The organism is Bacillus sp. FSL M8-0166, assembly GCF_038008825.1.
Lineage (GTDB): Bacteria > Bacillota > Bacilli > Bacillales > Bacillaceae > Bacillus > Bacillus safensis.
On sequence record NZ_JBBOZZ010000001.1, the window covers coordinates 2594710 to 2611920 of the forward strand.

At 45.0% G+C, this 17211-nt stretch carries 14 protein-coding genes, 2 tRNA genes, 3 rRNA genes and 1 pseudogene; 3 read left to right on the forward strand and 17 right to left on the reverse strand.

The window, feature by feature from the left end; all coding sequences use genetic code 11:
• Positions 1-10: 10 nt before the first annotated feature.
• On the forward strand, positions 11-1258 hold the full coding sequence (locus tag NSS92_RS13355; protein WP_340868592.1) for an exo-beta-N-acetylmuramidase NamZ family protein: 1248 nt from the start codon (positions 11-13) through the stop codon (positions 1256-1258).
• A gap of 43 nt (positions 1259-1301) precedes the next feature.
• Here the strand turns inward: NSS92_RS13355 and NSS92_RS13360 are convergent, their stop codons facing one another.
• The 6 genes from NSS92_RS13360 to NSS92_RS13385 all read right to left on the reverse strand — a co-directional run bounded on the left by NSS92_RS13360 (position 1302) and on the right by NSS92_RS13385 (position 7618).
• Complete coding sequence (locus NSS92_RS13360) at positions 1302-2267, reverse strand: bile acid:sodium symporter family protein (RefSeq protein WP_267588165.1); 966 nt, start codon at positions 2265-2267, stop codon at positions 1302-1304.
• A 321-nt stretch (positions 2268-2588) separates the two neighbouring features.
• Positions 2589-2661 (reverse strand) — tRNA-Thr (locus tag NSS92_RS13365).
• Position 2662: 1 nt separating this feature from the next.
• Positions 2663-2737: transfer RNA gene (locus tag NSS92_RS13370), tRNA-Asn, on the reverse strand.
• Between the two features lie 42 nt (positions 2738-2779).
• A 5S ribosomal RNA gene (gene rrf, locus NSS92_RS13375) occupies positions 2780-2895 on the reverse strand.
• A 61-nt stretch (positions 2896-2956) separates the two neighbouring features.
• Positions 2957-5887 (reverse strand): 23S ribosomal RNA (locus NSS92_RS13380).
• Between the two features lie 182 nt (positions 5888-6069).
• Positions 6070-7618: ribosomal RNA gene (locus NSS92_RS13385) — 16S ribosomal RNA — on the reverse strand.
• Together the 16S, 23S and 5S rRNA genes with 2 tRNA genes alongside form the textbook arrangement of a ribosomal RNA operon.
• 376 nt (positions 7619-7994) lie before the next feature.
• On the opposite strand from NSS92_RS13385, the gene pdaB reads away from it, so the two are divergent.
• A complete protein-coding gene (pdaB, locus tag NSS92_RS13390; protein WP_065215437.1) occupies positions 7995-8759 on the forward strand; it encodes a polysaccharide deacetylase family sporulation protein PdaB in 765 nt (254 codons plus the stop codon).
• On the opposite strand, the gene kbaA is transcribed toward pdaB, so the two are convergent.
• On the reverse strand, positions 8752-9354 hold the full coding sequence (gene kbaA / locus NSS92_RS13395) for a KinB-signaling pathway activation protein (protein ID WP_003217204.1): 603 nt from the start codon (positions 9352-9354) through the stop codon (positions 8752-8754). The two genes, pdaB and kbaA, sit on opposite strands and share 8 nt — an antisense overlap.
• Before the next feature lie 90 nt (positions 9355-9444).
• On the opposite strand from kbaA, the gene gerD reads away from it, so the two are divergent.
• Entirely contained in the window at positions 9445-10023 is a 579-nt protein-coding gene (gene gerD, locus NSS92_RS13400) for a spore germination lipoprotein GerD (RefSeq protein WP_041105690.1), read from the forward strand.
• Positions 10024-10060: 37 nt separating this feature from the next.
• On the opposite strand, the gene NSS92_RS13405 is transcribed toward gerD, so the two are convergent.
• From NSS92_RS13405 to truA, 10 genes and pseudogenes are all read right to left on the reverse strand, one after another.
• Positions 10061-11119: an Mrp/NBP35 family ATP-binding protein gene (locus NSS92_RS13405; RefSeq protein ID WP_024425873.1), complete on the reverse strand. Its 1059-nt coding sequence runs from the start codon at positions 11117-11119 to the stop codon at positions 10061-10063.
• Between the two features lie 103 nt (positions 11120-11222).
• Positions 11223-11936, reverse strand: coding sequence for an N-acetylmuramoyl-L-alanine amidase CwlD (gene cwlD / locus NSS92_RS13410; RefSeq protein ID WP_034283867.1), 714 nt, complete (start codon positions 11934-11936; stop codon positions 11223-11225).
• Between the two features lie 58 nt (positions 11937-11994).
• On the reverse strand, positions 11995-12438 hold the full coding sequence (locus NSS92_RS13415; RefSeq protein WP_340868597.1) for a DUF2521 family protein: 444 nt from the start codon (positions 12436-12438) through the stop codon (positions 11995-11997).
• Positions 12439-12789: 351 nt separating this feature from the next.
• Positions 12790-13869 carry a serine hydrolase gene (locus NSS92_RS13420; protein WP_340868598.1) on the reverse strand — a complete coding sequence of 360 codons (1080 nt, stop codon included), beginning with the start codon at positions 13867-13869 and terminating at the stop codon, positions 12790-12792.
• A gap of 109 nt (positions 13870-13978) precedes the next feature.
• Positions 13979-14452, reverse strand: coding sequence for a GNAT family N-acetyltransferase (locus NSS92_RS13425; RefSeq protein ID WP_324290949.1), 474 nt, complete (start codon positions 14450-14452; stop codon positions 13979-13981).
• Between the two features lie 105 nt (positions 14453-14557).
• A pseudogene (locus NSS92_RS13430) lies at positions 14558-14656 on the reverse strand (amidohydrolase family protein); the annotation flags it as partial.
• A gap of 91 nt (positions 14657-14747) precedes the next feature.
• Positions 14748-15272 (reverse strand): GNAT family N-acetyltransferase, encoded by a 525-nt coding sequence (locus tag NSS92_RS13435; protein ID WP_267588119.1) that lies wholly within the window; start codon positions 15270-15272, stop codon positions 14748-14750.
• Positions 15273-15448: 176 nt separating this feature from the next.
• On the reverse strand, positions 15449-15841 hold the full coding sequence (gene rpsI / locus NSS92_RS13440) for a 30S ribosomal protein S9 (RefSeq protein WP_039175996.1): 393 nt from the start codon (positions 15839-15841) through the stop codon (positions 15449-15451).
• Positions 15842-15861: 20 nt separating this feature from the next.
• Complete coding sequence (gene rplM / locus NSS92_RS13445) at positions 15862-16299, reverse strand: 50S ribosomal protein L13 (protein WP_003217042.1); 438 nt, start codon at positions 16297-16299, stop codon at positions 15862-15864.
• A gap of 165 nt (positions 16300-16464) precedes the next feature.
• Positions 16465-17208 (reverse strand): tRNA pseudouridine(38-40) synthase TruA, encoded by a 744-nt coding sequence (gene truA / locus NSS92_RS13450; protein ID WP_267588120.1) that lies wholly within the window; start codon positions 17206-17208, stop codon positions 16465-16467.
• Positions 17209-17211: the final 3 nt, after the last annotated feature.

Sequence of the window (17211 nt, forward strand, 5' to 3'; positions counted from 1 at the left end):
AGGGATTCTCTTGAAAAAAACAGCAAGCTTCATACTCGCAAGCATTCTCATGATGAGCACATTGACCGCCGCCTCTCCCGTAGATCAAGAACGAACAGACACAAAAGGAAAAAAAGCAGCAGTCAAAACAGGGATCGAAACACTACTCTCAAGTAATCTTTCATGGCTAAAAGGGAAAAGAATTGGTCTCATTACAAACCCAACTGGCATCGATGCAAATATGAAAAGCAGTGTCGATCTCCTATTTGAACATCCAAATATCAAGCTCACTGCTTTATATGGACCTGAACATGGCGTGCGCGGCGATGCACAAGCAGGAGAAGGCGTCGAATCCTATACCGATGAAAAAACAGGTCTTCCTGTTTACTCTCTTTATGGAAAAACAAGAAAACCAACTCCTGAAATGCTGAAAAATGTAGATGTCCTGCTGTTTGATATTCAAGACGTTGGTGCTCGTTATTACACCTATATTTACACGATGGCCTATGCGATGGAAGCCGCTAAGGAAAACAACATTCCCTTTGTTGTCCTAGACCGCCCAAATCCCATTGGCGGACTAAAAGTAGAAGGACCTGTATTAGAGCCTGAACACGCCTCATTTGTAGGGCTCTATCCAATCCCATTAAGACATGGAATGACTACTGGTGAGCTTGCAAACCTGTTTAACAAAGAGTTTCATATCAATGCTGATGTAACAGTCGTCAAAATGAAAAATTGGAAGCGGTCCATGACATTCGATGATACAAAGCTGCCGTTTGTCCTTCCTTCTCCTAACATGCCAACAGTGGATAGTACCTTTGTATATCCTGCCACAGGATTAATTGAAGGCACAAATGTCTCTGAAGGCAGAGGAACAACAAAACCATTCGAGCTCATTGGTGCACCATATATCAATAGCAGCGAGCTGGCAGATCATTTAAATCAGCTAAAACTAAAAGGCGTTCAATTTAGACCTGTGTCATTCACCCCCACATTTTCTAAACATGCCGGTACACTATCTCATGGTGTGCAGTTATACGTTACTGACCGCTCATCCTTCGAAGCGGTGAAAACGGGGTTATCCATCATCAAAGCAATACATGATTTATACCCTAATGACTTTCAGTTCCTTCAAACAGGCAGCTTTGACAAACTCATCGGGAACGGCTGGATGAAAGAAGAAATTAATAAAGGAACTTCCGTCAAACACATCATAAAACGCTTTCATCACGACCTCAAAACATTCGAAAAGAAACGGAAAAAATATCTCATCTATTAAATCACAGAAAAAACCTCCATCTATCAAAGGATGGAGGTTTTTTTCATGAGAAAGATTTGGTCACGGCAGGTGCCTTCAGCTCAAAACGATTGAGTAAGAAGCCAAATAAGGCAGCAAGCACTTGCTGAAACAGCATGCCAATCACTACAGGAACAGCGACAGCAGGCGGGAAAAAGCTAATGGCAAGCACAGCCCCCGCACTAATGTTTCTCATACCGCCCGTATACACGATGGCCACAATCTCTCCTTGGGTACATTTCATCGCCTTCCCAATCAACCATGCAAACGCATATCCGCTCATCGCAATGAGAAACACAGTCGCTGCCTTGCTAAAAAATGCGGCATCCAGTTCACGCAAGTATGGCGCGACAACAGAACTGTTAATCGACACCACTACAAACAAGCCTATTTTTGAAAAAGGTGACAGTGTCTGACTGATCATTTTTGTCACAGCAGGCTTTGCATATTGACGAACGAGCATCCCTAAAATAGATGGAAGCACCACCATCCCAAACAGCCCTTTCATGATCGCGACCATGTCCATGTGAACCTGTGTACCGGCCAAAAGTGACAAACTGGCTGGCACTATCAATGGCGAAAGCAATGTATCAATTAAAATAATGGATAACGTTAACCCAACATTCCCTTTATACATTGCCGCCCATATTAAACTAGAAACTCCTGTGGGAATCACCATTGCAAGTGTCAAACCGGTGATCGTCATGGCATCACCCGCAAATATGAGATGTCCCGCTGACCAAGCATAAAGAGGCATCAACACGTGCAAAATCATAAACGATAAAATCAAAGGCAATGGGTGCATCACCGTATGCTTTAACGCCGAAAAAGTTGAAGACAAACTCCCTGCAAAGGTCATAACAGCAAATACCCATGGCACCAAAAACGTAAAATCCTTTAAATAGGCCGCCAATAAAACACCGAGTAGCACACTAAAAGGCGTAATGAGCGGCATCATCCGGCCGAGCACTTGATTCAAACGCACAAGCATGCCGGCCACCTCCATCCTTCACTTTCTTATCTTTTCTATTGTAACAGACAGAATGACCTTTTTAAGAACCATTCACCTGTTTCTCAAGCTATTGATTTGAAGTATCCATTCCAACTATGTCCACCTTAAACACCATAGGCTTGATACTTTTCCTTACGTTCTATCACTGCCACGGCTGATTCATCCCATATACATACGCGCTTCAGACAAATCAATTACAACAGATTGAAGATCCTTAATACACCTGCAATCAATAAAAAAGGACATAAAAAAAAGCCTTCTCATCATCGAGAAACCTTGTCATATCAACATATAGAGGAAAGCTTCCAAGCGGGCTCGAACCGCTGACCTCTTCCTTACCATGGAAGTGCTCTACCTACTGAGCTATGGAAGCATGGCTCCGCAGGTAGGACTCGAACCTACGACCGATCGGTTAACAGCCGATAGCTCTACCACTGAGCTACTGCGGAATGATAAAGTAACTTCTTCCATTGGAAGGATATAAACAAAAAGCTTGGCGGCGTCCTACTCTCACAGGGGGAAACCCCCAACTACCATCGGCGCTGAAGAGCTTAACTTCCGTGTTCGGTATGGGAACGGGTGTGACCTCTTCGCTATCGCCACCAAACCTGATGGAGAGAATGTTCTCTCAAAACTAGATAACAATGTTCAAACTTCACATTAGAATATAGGTTAAGTCCTCGATCTATTAGTATCTGTCAGCTCCACGTGTCACCACGCTTCCACCTCAGACCTATCAACCTGATCATCTTTCAGGGATCTTACTTCCTTGCGGAATGGGAAATCTCATCTTGAGGGGGGCTTCATGCTTAGATGCTTTCAGCACTTATCCCGTCCGCACATAGCTACCCAGCGATGCCCTTGGCAGAACAACTGGTACACCAGCGGTGCGTCCATCCCGGTCCTCTCGTACTAAGGACAGCTCCTCTCAAATTTCCTGCGCCCGCGACGGATAGGGACCGAACTGTCTCACGACGTTCTGAACCCAGCTCGCGTACCGCTTTAATGGGCGAACAGCCCAACCCTTGGGACCGACTACAGCCCCAGGATGCGATGAGCCGACATCGAGGTGCCAAACCTCCCCGTCGATGTGGACTCTTGGGGGAGATAAGCCTGTTATCCCCGGGGTAGCTTTTATCCGTTGAGCGATGGCCCTTCCATGCGGAACCACCGGATCACTAAGCCCGACTTTCGTCCCTGCTCGACTTGTAGGTCTCGCAGTCAAGCTCCCTTGTGCCTTTACACTCTGCGAATGATTTCCAACCATTCTGAGGGAACCTTTGGGCGCCTCCGTTACATTTTAGGAGGCGACCGCCCCAGTCAAACTGCCCACCTGACACTGTCTCCCTGCCCGATAAGGGCAGCGGGTTAGAAGGTCAATACAGCCAGGGTAGTATCCCACCGATGCCTCCACCGAAGCTAGCGCTCCGGTTTCCAAGGCTCCTACCTATCCTGTACAAGCTGTACCAACATTCAATATCAGGCTGCAGTAAAGCTCCACGGGGTCTTTCCGTCCTGTCGCGGGTAACCTGCATCTTCACAGGTACTATAATTTCACCGAGTCTCTCGTTGAGACAGTGCCCAGATCGTTGCGCCTTTCGTGCGGGTCGGAACTTACCCGACAAGGAATTTCGCTACCTTAGGACCGTTATAGTTACGGCCGCCGTTTACTGGGGCTTCAATTCGCACCTTCGCTTACGCTAAGCGCTCCTCTTAACCTTCCAGCACCGGGCAGGCGTCAGCCCCTATACTTCGCCTTACGGCTTCGCAGAGACCTGTGTTTTTGCTAAACAGTCGCCTGGGCCTATTCACTGCGGCTTCTCGGGGCTTTAACACCCTAAGAAGCACCCCTTCTCCCGAAGTTACGGGGTCATTTTGCCGAGTTCCTTAACGAGAGTTCTCTCGATCACCTTAGGATTCTCTCCTCGCCTACCTGTGTCGGTTTGCGGTACGGGCACCTCTCACCTCGCTAGAGGCTTTTCTTGGCAGTGTGGAATCAGGAACTTCGCTACTAAATTTCGCTCGCCATCACAGCTCAGCCTTTACGGGAAACGGATTTGCCTATTTCCCAGCCTAACTGCTTGGACGCGGATATCCAATACCGCGCTTACCCTATCCTCCTGCGTCCCCCCATTGCTCAAATGGTGAGGAGGTGGTACAGGAATATCAACCTGTTGTCCATCGCCTACGCCTTTCGGCCTCGGCTTAGGTCCCGACTAACCCTGAGCGGACGAGCCTTCCTCAGGAAACCTTAGGCATTCGGTGGACGGGATTCTCACCCGTCTTTCGCTACTCATACCGGCATTCTCACTTCTAAGCGCTCCACCAGTCCTTCCGGTCTGGCTTCACAGCCCTTAGAACGCTCTCCTACCACTGTTCGTAAGAACAGTCCGCAGCTTCGGTGATACGTTTAGCCCCGGTACATTTTCGGCGCAGAGTCACTCGACCAGTGAGCTATTACGCACTCTTTAAATGGTGGCTGCTTCTAAGCCAACATCCTGGTTGTCTAAGCAACTCCACATCCTTTTCCACTTAACGTATACTTTGGGACCTTAGCTGGCGGTCTGGGCTGTTTCCCTTTCGACTACGGATCTTATCACTCGCAGTCTGACTCCCAAGGATAAGTCATCGGCATTCGGAGTTTGACTGAATTCGGTAACCCGGTAGGGGCCCCTAGTCCAATCAGTGCTCTACCTCCGAGACTCTTACCTTGAGGCTAGCCCTAAAGCTATTTCGGAGAGAACCAGCTATCTCCAGGTTCGATTGGCATTTCACCCCTACCCACACCTCATCCCCGCACTTTTCAACGTGCGTGGGTTCGGGCCTCCATTCAGTGTTACCTGAACTTCACCCTGGACATGGGTAGATCACCTGGTTTCGGGTCTACGACCACGTACTCATGCGCCCTATTCAGACTCGCTTTCGCTGCGGCTCCGCATCTTCTGCTTAACCTTGCACGGGATCGTAACTCGCCGGTTCATTCTACAAAAGGCACGCCATCACCCGTTAACGGGCTCTGACTACTTGTAGGCACACGGTTTCAGGATCTATTTCACTCCCCTTCCGGGGTGCTTTTCACCTTTCCCTCACGGTACTGGTTCACTATCGGTCACTAGGGAGTATTTAGCCTTGGGAGATGGTCCTCCCGGATTCCGACGGAATTTCACGTGTTCCGCCGTACTCAGGATCCACTCTGGAGAGAATGACATTTCAGTTACAGGGCTGTTACCTTCTTTGGCGGGCCTTTCCAGACCTCTTCGCTTATATCATTCCTTTGTAACTCCGTATAGAGTGTCCTACAACCCCAAGAGGCAAGCCTCTTGGTTTGGGCTGTTCCCGTTTCGCTCGCCGCTACTCAGGGAATCGCATTTGCTTTCTCTTCCTCCGGGTACTTAGATGTTTCAGTTCCCCGGGTATGCCTTCTCATACTCTATGTATTCAAGTATGGATACTACTCCATTACGAGCAGTGGGTTTCCCCATTCGGAAATCTCCGGATCAAAGCTTGCTTACAGCTCCCCGAAGCATATCGGTGTTCGTCCCGTCCTTCATCGGCTCCTAGTGCCAAGGCATCCACCGTGCGCCCTTTCTAACTTAACCATTTCTTACTTTAGAAAGAATCACTATGTGTGATGAACTTTGCATTGCATTCAATGTGAATGTATTACTTATTGTTATCTAGTTTTCAAAGAACAATCCTGTCTCGCTAGAGACATGTTTTGAAGGAATGATCCTTCAAAACTAAACAAGACGAAAACGTACGCTGCTCCATATATCCTTAGAAAGGAGGTGATCCAGCCGCACCTTCCGATACGGCTACCTTGTTACGACTTCACCCCAATCATCTGCCCCACCTTCGGCGGCTGGCTCCATAAAGGTTACCTCACCGACTTCGGGTGTTGCAAACTCTCGTGGTGTGACGGGCGGTGTGTACAAGGCCCGGGAACGTATTCACCGCGGCATGCTGATCCGCGATTACTAGCGATTCCAGCTTCACGCAGTCGAGTTGCAGACTGCGATCCGAACTGAGAACAGATTTATGGGATTGGCTAAACCTTGCGGTCTTGCAGCCCTTTGTTCTGTCCATTGTAGCACGTGTGTAGCCCAGGTCATAAGGGGCATGATGATTTGACGTCATCCCCACCTTCCTCCGGTTTGTCACCGGCAGTCACCTTAGAGTGCCCAACTAAATGCTGGCAACTAAGATCAAGGGTTGCGCTCGTTGCGGGACTTAACCCAACATCTCACGACACGAGCTGACGACAACCATGCACCACCTGTCACTCTGTCCCCGAAGGGAAAGCCCTATCTCTAGGGTTGTCAGAGGATGTCAAGACCTGGTAAGGTTCTTCGCGTTGCTTCGAATTAAACCACATGCTCCACCGCTTGTGCGGGCCCCCGTCAATTCCTTTGAGTTTCAGTCTTGCGACCGTACTCCCCAGGCGGAGTGCTTAATGCGTTAGCTGCAGCACTAAGGGGCGGAAACCCCCTAACACTTAGCACTCATCGTTTACGGCGTGGACTACCAGGGTATCTAATCCTGTTCGCTCCCCACGCTTTCGCTCCTCAGCGTCAGTTACAGACCAGAGAGTCGCCTTCGCCACTGGTGTTCCTCCACATCTCTACGCATTTCACCGCTACACGTGGAATTCCACTCTCCTCTTCTGCACTCAAGTTTCCCAGTTTCCAATGACCCTCCCCGGTTGAGCCGGGGGCTTTCACATCAGACTTAAGAAACCGCCTGCGAGCCCTTTACGCCCAATAATTCCGGACAACGCTTGCCACCTACGTATTACCGCGGCTGCTGGCACGTAGTTAGCCGTGGCTTTCTGGTTAGGTACCGTCAAGGTGCGAGCAGTTACTCTCGCACTTGTTCTTCCCTAACAACAGAGCTTTACGATCCGAAAACCTTCATCACTCACGCGGCGTTGCTCCGTCAGACTTTCGTCCATTGCGGAAGATTCCCTACTGCTGCCTCCCGTAGGAGTCTGGGCCGTGTCTCAGTCCCAGTGTGGCCGATCACCCTCTCAGGTCGGCTACGCATCGTCGCCTTGGTGAGCCATTACCCCACCAACTAGCTAATGCGCCGCGGGTCCATCTGTAAGTGACAGCCGAAACCGTCTTTCATCCTTGAACCATGCGGTTCAAGGAACTATCCGGTATTAGCTCCGGTTTCCCGGAGTTATCCCAGTCTTACAGGCAGGTTACCCACGTGTTACTCACCCGTCCGCCGCTAACATCCGGGAGCAAGCTCCCTTCTGTCCGCTCGACTTGCATGTATTAGGCACGCCGCCAGCGTTCGTCCTGAGCCAGGATCAAACTCTCCGAAAAAGTACAAAACCGAAGTTTTGCTTTTCGCCAGTTTGACTGACTACCTATGAAGTATCATAGGATTTTTTTATAAAAACTCGAATTAACAGGTACGTTTTGTCTTGTTTAGTTTTCAAAGATCATCTTCGCCGTTCTTAGCGGCTTTAATAATATAACATTTCGCTTCATCTTATGTCAATAACTTTTTTCAAGTTTATTTCCCGAAGCGTTTTGTGTTTGTCACTGTGTGTCAGCGACGATTAATAATATATCACGAAAACATTCTATCGGTCAACGCCTTTTCATAACTTTTTTTGAAATAGTTTTATTAAGCATCTTAAACCCTTGTCCTGCATACAATCAAGTAACAATCTTGGACAAGGCAGGAGTGTTTGAATTGAGTCGATTATATGTGTTGCCTATTAAACGGCTGAAGCAAGTTGTCATTATTCTTGTAGCAGCCCTTGCAGCTGCAACCTTTTTTTATGTACAAAAGGCACCGCCGCTGTCGGTATTTAAAACTGAACATGGACCCCGAGCCATTTATAAAGGTGAGACTTCATCAAAACATGTCTCTCTCACTTTTAATATTGGCTGGGGGGATGAGAAGGCTGTTCCTATTTTAAATGTCCTTCGAGAGTACGGTATAAAGAACGCCACTTTCTTTCTGTCTGCTTCTTGGGCTGAGCGTCATCCTGATATCGTGAAACAAATTAGGGAGGACGGCCATCAAATTGGAAGCCTCGGCTATGCTTATAAAAATTATAGCCAGCTTGAAGATAGTGAAATCAAGCAAGATCTTGTCCGTGCACAAAATACATTTCAAAAGCTTGGACTAGATGACATTCAACTATTAAGACCGCCAACTGGACAGTTTAACGAAACAGCACTAAAAATTGCTACACAGTACGGTTATACCGTTGTTCATTACAGCATCAATTCACAGGATTGGCTGAATCCGGGTGTCGACCAGATTGTTCAGAATGTAAATGACCGAATGAAAAGCGGAGACATCGTTCTCCTTCACGCCTCAGATTCAGCAACCCAAACCGCTCAAGCCTTACCCGCTATTTTAAAACAAATAAAAGAAAAGAATTTAAAAAATGTGACGGTTGGCGAACTGATCTCCAATACGAAAACAAAGTCATCAGAAGTTAAGTAGCTTTCGCTTTTGAAAACCGCGGCATAGCTAACAGCTGAAACGCATTACAGCCTAATAGCGGGAATAGCATTAAATACAGCCAGTCCTCTTCATTGACTCTGAGCGCCGGGAACCATTCTAACGACGTGATGACAACCATAAGAAACATTGCAGAAACAAATGTTTTCTTAGAGGACTGCTGCTGTTTAAAGTAAGCCACGATCAATGCAAACACACCGATAAAAACAGGCAGCCATAAGTATGGAAGAAATGATTCATTTTCTCCGAAAAACAAAAATCGCAAGTAAGCTAAATCAAACAGCACAAAAATCACAAGAAACAGCTGAATGGTATTCCATAAAGAATGCGACCGGAAAATCTCTAACGCAAACCGGTGCACCGTCAAAAAGACAACAAACCCCATCTGGCTAATTACACTAAAGATCATCCCTACACCAATGAACCAAAACAACACAGATGCGATCTCTAGAATTTCAAACGATATAAAAAGCTTCTGATATTTCCCCCACTCCAGTGCAAAGCCTACCACGCTTGTAATGACCGCTCCAACAGCTAGCACAGAGAAGAAAAAACGAACTAAATCCCGACTTTTCATTGAATTGATCCAACCCCTATTTTTGTTATGTATAAATTTACGTGAAACATTCATATTAAAAGTAAGACATGTAACGAAAGGAGCCACAGTATGTCAAAAGGCATCTTGCGTATAATGAGCTGTTTTCTTCTTTTATCTCTAACAGCTTGTGCTCCCAAAACCCAATCCTCATCTAATATGGACTATGACGAAACAAAAAAAATGGTCGTCGATATATTAAAGACAGATGACGGTAAAAAGGCCATTCAACAGTTATTAAATGACGAGGCAATGAATGAAGCTTTGGTAATGGATGAACAAACTGTGAAAAAAACGATAGAGAAAACACTGACTTCTGATAAAGGCAAAGAGTTCTGGAAGAAGGTCTTTGAGGATTCTAAATTTGCCGAGACTTTCGCAAAATCCATGCAGCAACAGCATGAAAGAATGTTAAAACAGTTAATGAAGGATCCTGATTATCAACAGTTGATGATGGATATTCTCAAGGATCCTGAGATGGAAAAGAAATACGGTGAACTGGTAAAAAGCAAAGAGTTTAGAAAACACTTAGAAAAAGTCATTACGGAAACATTAAGCAGCCCTCTTTATAAGAAGAAATTCGAAGATGAGCTCAAAAAGGCAGCATCCGAAAGCGGCAGTGATTCCGGTTCGCAAGGAAGCGACAGTTAAACATCACCCGAGTGGCATTCATCCACTCGGGCTTTCATTATGCTTTCACTGCTAATTGTTCAATGACTTTATTCGCAATGTGTTGATACACTTCTCCTGTCGGATGACTCGCATCATAGACAGAAGGCGCGAAATCATCCTCATTCCAATCAGGCTGTCTTAAAGGAATTTGGCCAAGGACTGATACACGAAGCTCTTCAGCCAGCTTGTCCCCGCCGCCTTTTCCAAAGACGTATTCTTTTTCACCTGTTTTTTTGCTTTCATAATAGCTCATATTCTCAACGACCCCGAGCACCTCATGATCTGTTTGCAGTGCCATTGCGCCTGCTCTTGCTGCAACGAAGGCAGCCGTTGGATGCGGTGTAGTAACAATGATTTCTTTACAACTAGGCAGCATTGTATGAATATCAAGCGCTACATCCCCCGTTCCAGGCGGAAGGTCTAATAGTAAGTAATCTAATTCTCCCCACTCAACTTCGTGGAAGAAGTTATTTAACATTTTTCCAAGCATCGGTCCTCTCCAAATAACCGGTGCATTTTCTTCAACAAAAAAGCCCATTGAAATCACTTTGACACCAAAGCGCTCCACAGGAATGATTTTTTCCCCTTTAACTGTTGGTCTGACAGTGATTCCCATCATATCCGGCACACTAAAGCCATAAATATCAGCATCAATCAGCCCGACTTTTTTCCCTAGACGAGCCAGTGCTACAGCAAGGTTAACAGAAACGGTCGATTTACCAACGCCGCCCTTTCCACTCGCAATCGCTAAGAACTCAGGCGGATTTTTAGAGTTAAGCAGGGTTTCTTCCTCATCTTGTGATGGCATAAACTTTTCAAGTGTTTCCTGAGGCAGTTCCTCAAAACGAAGTCCTACTGTGTTAGCGCCTGCTGCTTTCAAGGCTTGTACGATATCTTGCTGCAGCTTCATCTGCTCAGCAGTGCCTGTTTTGGCAATGGCCACCTTTAGGCTCACATGCTCTTTCTCAGGCTTTAGGCTGATTTCCTTGATGGCATCCAGCTCACCAAGCGGTATATGAAGGAAAGGTTCGTCCATCTTCCCAACTAGTTTTCTCACATCATCTTGTCCGATCATAGCAGAACCTCACCCTTTATTGAATTCGTTTACAATCCAAGTATATCATACATATCCTTACAATGTCTGTCCTGTTTGCCTGCGATCAAAAGGAAAAAGCCCCTTATTCAGGCGGCTCTTTTTGCTCTGTTAAATATCTTAAAATCCCTTTATAAATAGAGGCAGCAATTTGATCCTGGTATTTAGGTGTTGCCAGCTGTCCAGCCTCTTTCGGGTTGGAGAGAAATCCAATTTCCACTAGGGCCCCTGGCTTTGTGACATTTTGCATTAAATAAATGCCGTTGATCCGCTTCGCCTTTCGATCTGTGTTTTCAAGATTTCTGCGTAATTCATCTTGAATGAACTTCGCTGCCTTTTCATTCTCTTCATACTTTCCATAAAAAAACGTCTGCGCCCCGCTCCATTTGTTTGATGGTATCGCATTTAAATGAATGCTTAAATAGAGGTCTGCTTCAGACTCATTGATGACTTTTACGCGGTTCCTTAAATCCTCCGCTTTCTTTCGAGCATACCCCCTTGTATTCTTTGATGATAAATCAGAATCATCCTCTCGGGTCATGAGAACAAGCGCGCCCTGCTCCTGCAAATAGTCCCGTATCTTCATGGATACATCCAGTGCAATCTCTTTCTCAAGCAGCTCCCCTCCCACAGCCCCTCCATCTGGACCGCCGTGCCCCGGATCTAAATAGATGATCTTCCCGCTTAGAGGCAAATTCCACGATTTCCACGAATCATCATTTAGAAATTGAAACCTGAATAAGAATAAGAGGACAATAAACCCAATTAAAAACCCTGTCCACTTCAGCTTTCTTTTCATCCCTGTCCCTCCCATACACCATTATTTTATAGATATGGGACAAGGGCTGGAAATATGCTTAGTGCAGCCGAAGCTTGTGTCTTTTTTCTGATTCACGAAAACCTTCCTGCCACCACATGCTTAAAAAATCTCTCGCAAATGGATATAAACATGACATCTTCCGCTCCATTTGGAACATACTCCCCCACGATTGCAAGCACCCTGCGAGCTCTTCAATCAGTTCAGCTTCCTCCTTTGAGGATCGCTTTTTGATATCGTCAAACGACTCGCCGTATTTACTCGACTCACCGTATCTTCCGCCAGCTAAAAAAGCTTCAATGGCGAAATCGATGCAACCATCACTCATAATACCCGCTGGATCATCTGCAAATGGAAACAGCTTCTTTGTGAATTTCTCGGAAGCAGCCGTTACTTGTTGAAGAGACAATGTACGCAAAAGCTTCTTTTCAAGCGTGACATCTCGTTTTGTTTTCAGTTGATAAAATGAAAGCACTTCTGCCATGGACTGAACTCCTTTTTTCTTTGTATTGTTCGTTGGTTTGAACAAAACATGCAGTTCAGTAAATGGAAATGACGGTCAGTGAACGACCGGAATGGAAAATTGTGATAATGTAGAGCAAGTAACACTTAGGATGACCTCTAAAGACGAGCGGTCCGTCACTTTTAAAAGAAAACAGATAGAAAAAGAGCTCCCTCACCCTTTTAAAAAGTACAAAGATGATACAACGCTTTGGCAAAAGGAACTGGTTGATGGAGTTGTGAAGTCAAAAGAGAAACGCCAAGATGTATACAAAACGTTTCCAATGCAGAAATAATAAAACAGAGGGGAGTCTCCCTCTGTTTTTTTTGATGATTATTTAGTAAAAGCCTGAATCAATCGTTGTCGAAAGTTTTGGTCCACTGCTGCAGTAAGCATAAATTCGTTGAATACTCCCTCAATCCAGTGAGAATTGTTCGCTTTAGGATCATTGATAAAAAGAGAGATGGAGATAGAGGATGTATCTGTTCTTCGATATAAAGCACCTGTGAAAACAAACAATGTTGCTCCGCCTTTATACCAAAAATATTGATCTGTTTCCTTTTTCAATGTTTCTCCCAGTACGATTTGGCTAAAAAGACTCTTTTCTTCTGTTGTTAACAGCTCGTCATGAATACGTTTCATAAAATATGTATATTCATTGGTTGTAGACTTTGTCATCTTTTGCGTCAGTAATGATTGTATACGCCAGCCTAATAAGTTCTTTTTTTTCATTTTTTCTTCTAACGCCTTTTTATGCACTGGGTCATTTTTCATGATATTAAAAATCTCATTCATTAGAGATTTGTATTGTTCTTCGGATACACCGCTCATTTTCTTGAATGCATCCCGCCGACGATCAGATACATAAGCGGACCACAAAATCATTGGCGTCAGCGGCATGAGTTCATCATGTTCTGTAAGACCTGCTTGTTTCATCTGATCATTGATCTTTTCTAAGCCCAGCCGGTCAATCAAATAATCCGTACAAGCATTCGAGCTGACTTGCATCATCCCTTTGGCAACATCTAATAAAGTCGCATGCTCAGAAAAATCATTGACCTCCAGCCAGTACGCGTGCGCACCACCGTCTGTTCTATCAATATAAAACCGCTCTATATCAGGCAATGCCACTTTTTCCTCCAGCTTGATGCCGCCGCTGGATACAGCTTTAACAAAATGAAATAAAACCACTAATTTCACCGTACTTGCAAGTGGCGTTTTTTGATCAGCATTCCACTCTAACACCACATCATCATTTTCAATGATTGTCACTGATACGTCCTTTTTGTTTTTTGTGACAAATGTCAAAAGATCTTCCTTCGTTTTCTTCATATCTCTTTTATACAGCAAGACTTGAACCACCACGTAAAGTATGACCACACCTATGACAACTAGACCGATTTTGAGTAACATGTTTCTCCTTTCCAAAATAACAGAGAATTTATATATTAAATATAGCAAATATTTCTAATAAAGGCACAAAAAAGGCAGAGGTTCGTGAATCCTCCGCTTCTTGATGTCCTTATTCATGGGGCAGATGCAGCTTCATTCCTTCATGCGTGGCTTCAAACCCTAATTTTTCATAAAAATGGCGTGCTTCTGGCCTCTGTTTATCTGTTGTCAGCTGAATCATATGACAGCCGCTGGCGCTGGCGCGTTGAATGGCCCACTTTATGAGCAGCGAACCGACTCCTTTTCCTCTATGGGTCGAAGCCGTACGAACTCCTTCGATGGATGCTCTCCATCCTCCTTGATATGTAAGAAAAGGCGTCATGGTTAACTGAAGAACACCAACTGCTTCTTCACGATCGCACGCAACAATGAGTTCAATATTTGGATCAGCATCGATTGAATGAAAGGCTTTAATATAGCTTTCTAATAATGGGCGAGTGTAACGCTCTCTCTTTTGACCTAACTTATCATCTGAAAGCATGAAGATGATCCTGTCGAGATCTTCTTGCACGGCTTCTCTAAACGTCAATTGATTTAAATTCAATGAAAGCACCTCCTAGGATGGACGGAAACTATCTTCACTTACCAACATACCAATAAGTGCGTTCTTCTATAGGATTTGATCAGCTGCTTTTTTAACTAAACAGCTGTCATTCACCACATAACTAGGCCGCGGTGTGTACCCTTGGTTTTCTTGAATGGGAAAATCAATGATATGAAAATGTGCATCAAAGATCCTCATGGTCATGCCCTTCTTCTGCTTATTTGACCTGATTATATCAACATCGAAAGCGAATGGATATTTGGAATGGCGAATTACTTCATATCATGAAAACTTATCATGCCCTCTTCACGAACCATTCCTCTTGTAAGATGGCATAGTAAAACTCATCCCACCACTCATTTCCTTGTGGTATACATTTTTTAAAATACCCCTCTCTCCTCATCCCCATTTTCTCCATCACTCTCCACGATGGCACATTTTCAGGCTGACAAGTGGCAATGATCCGATGTAAGTTCAGTGTGTGAAAACCATGATGCAGGACGGCATAAGCCGCTTCTGATGCATAGCCCTTGTTCTGATATGCAGGATTGAAGACCCAGCCAATCTCATATGTGTGCTCACCAAAGTATGGATGAAACGCGATATGCCCAATGCATGTTTGATCTTCTTTTAATAGGACAGCGACATACTTAGCATTTTCATGACGATTATTTTTGACAAACTCCTTCGCATCTTCTTTAGAAAAAACACCTTCCGGAATATACTTCATCACTGCCGGATCAGATGTATATGCATAAAAATCCTGCCAATCATCTTCAGTAAATGGACGAATGAAACACCTTTCTGTTGTTAGATTCATATGACACCCTCCATAGACTTCGTTTTTTAAGTAGAAACCTTGCTATGATCCTATTTTATATGTTTCCAAACAGAAAAAAACACAAATAAAAAAAGCACCAGCAGGATGCTGATGCTTTTCATATATGGTTTGTCTGTAACAAACCTTTGTAAAACGTCCATACAATATAAAATTGATTAACGTTTTGAGAACTGAGGAGCTCTACGTGCGCCTTTAAGACCGTATTTCTTACGCTCTTTCATACGAGGGTCACGAGTAAGAAGTCCAGCACGTTTAAGTGATGTACGGTACTCAGGATCTACTTCTAGAAGAGCACGAGAGATACCGTGACGAATTGCTCCAGCTTGACCAGAGAATCCACCACCGTGAACATTTACAAGAACATCGTAGCTGTTAGCTGTTTCTGTGATGTTCAAAGGCTGTTTCACGTCTTCGATTAAAGCAGCGAATGGAATGTATTCAGTAATTTCACGATTATTAACGACGATACGGCCTTCACCTGGAACTAAGCGAACGCGCGCTACAGAACTTTTACGACGACCTGTACCGTAATATTGAACCTGTGCCAAATTGTTAACCTCCCTTATAATTAACCGCGAAGTTCGTAAACTTCAGGTTGTTGTGCTTGATGTGGATGCTCAGAACCACGGTACACATTTAATTTTTTGAACATTTGACGACCTAGTGGACCCTTTGGAAGCATACCTTTGATAGCAAGCTCCAGCATTTTCTCAGGGTAGTTTGTACGCATCTCAAGAGCAGTTCTTTGTTTCAAACCGCCTGGGTGCATCGTGTGACGGTAGTAAATTTTGTCCGTCAATTTCTTACCTGTTAATTCAATTTTCTCAGCATTGATGATGATGACATGATCACCTGTATCAACGTGTGGTGTATAAGTTGGTTTGTGCTTACCGCGCAAAAGTGATGCTACTTCAGTAGAAAGACGACCTAGAGTCTTGCCTGCCGCATCAACAACTAGCCATTTGCGCTCAATTGTGCTTGCGTTCGCCATTGGTGTTGTACGCATGAGTTTCCCTCCTAAATAAATCAATGAATTTTCCTTGAATCAAATGCTACGTTCTATTTCAAAACACAGATAAGTCTTCCGGGGCTTATTTGTGGGGTTGAAATACATACCATATGATATCTTATAACTTTCTGCTTCCTGTGTCAAGAACATGTTACACCAGGTTTAGTTGTCATAGAAAACTTCCCATAAATACAGTCCGTGACTAGGCGCAGTCTTGCCTGCCGCTTCGCGATTTCGGGCGGCAAGCATGGCTTTTATCTCCTCAGGGTGAAATTTACCAGAACCGATTTCAAGCAACGTTCCAGCGATAATCCGCACCATGTTGTATAAAAAACCATTCCCTCTCACACGCATTTCAAGCCCGTCTGAGACGTTTTTCCACTCGAGGGCATAAATAACCCTCACCTTGTCCTGAACCTCTGTATTGGCCGCACAAAAGCTTGTAAAGTCATGTGTCCCAATCAGATGCTCAGCGGCTTTTCTCATTTTATCGATATCCAGCCGGTAAGGATAGTGGCAGGCATACTGTCTCGTGAACACATTTTGGTGCGTTTCCGTTGAGACCTTATAACGGTACTCCTTCGAAACAACACCAAATCTGGCATGAAACGAATCATCGACTTCCTCGGCCTTTAAAATACGGATATCATCCGGCAGCAGGCTGTTAAGGGCAAAAGGCCATCTCTCCTTCGGGATCGAGAGCGGGGTGTCAAAATGGATGACCTGTCCCTTTGCATGGACACCGCTGTCCGTCCGGCCGGAAGCCACAATCGGAATCAGTTCATCCTGTTTGTGCATTCTTGCAAGGGCAGACTCTATCTCCGTCTGAACGGTTCGCTGCCCTGGCTGCACCTGATAGCCTTTAAAATGTGTCCCATCGTAGGATACGGTACATTTGACCTTCATCTA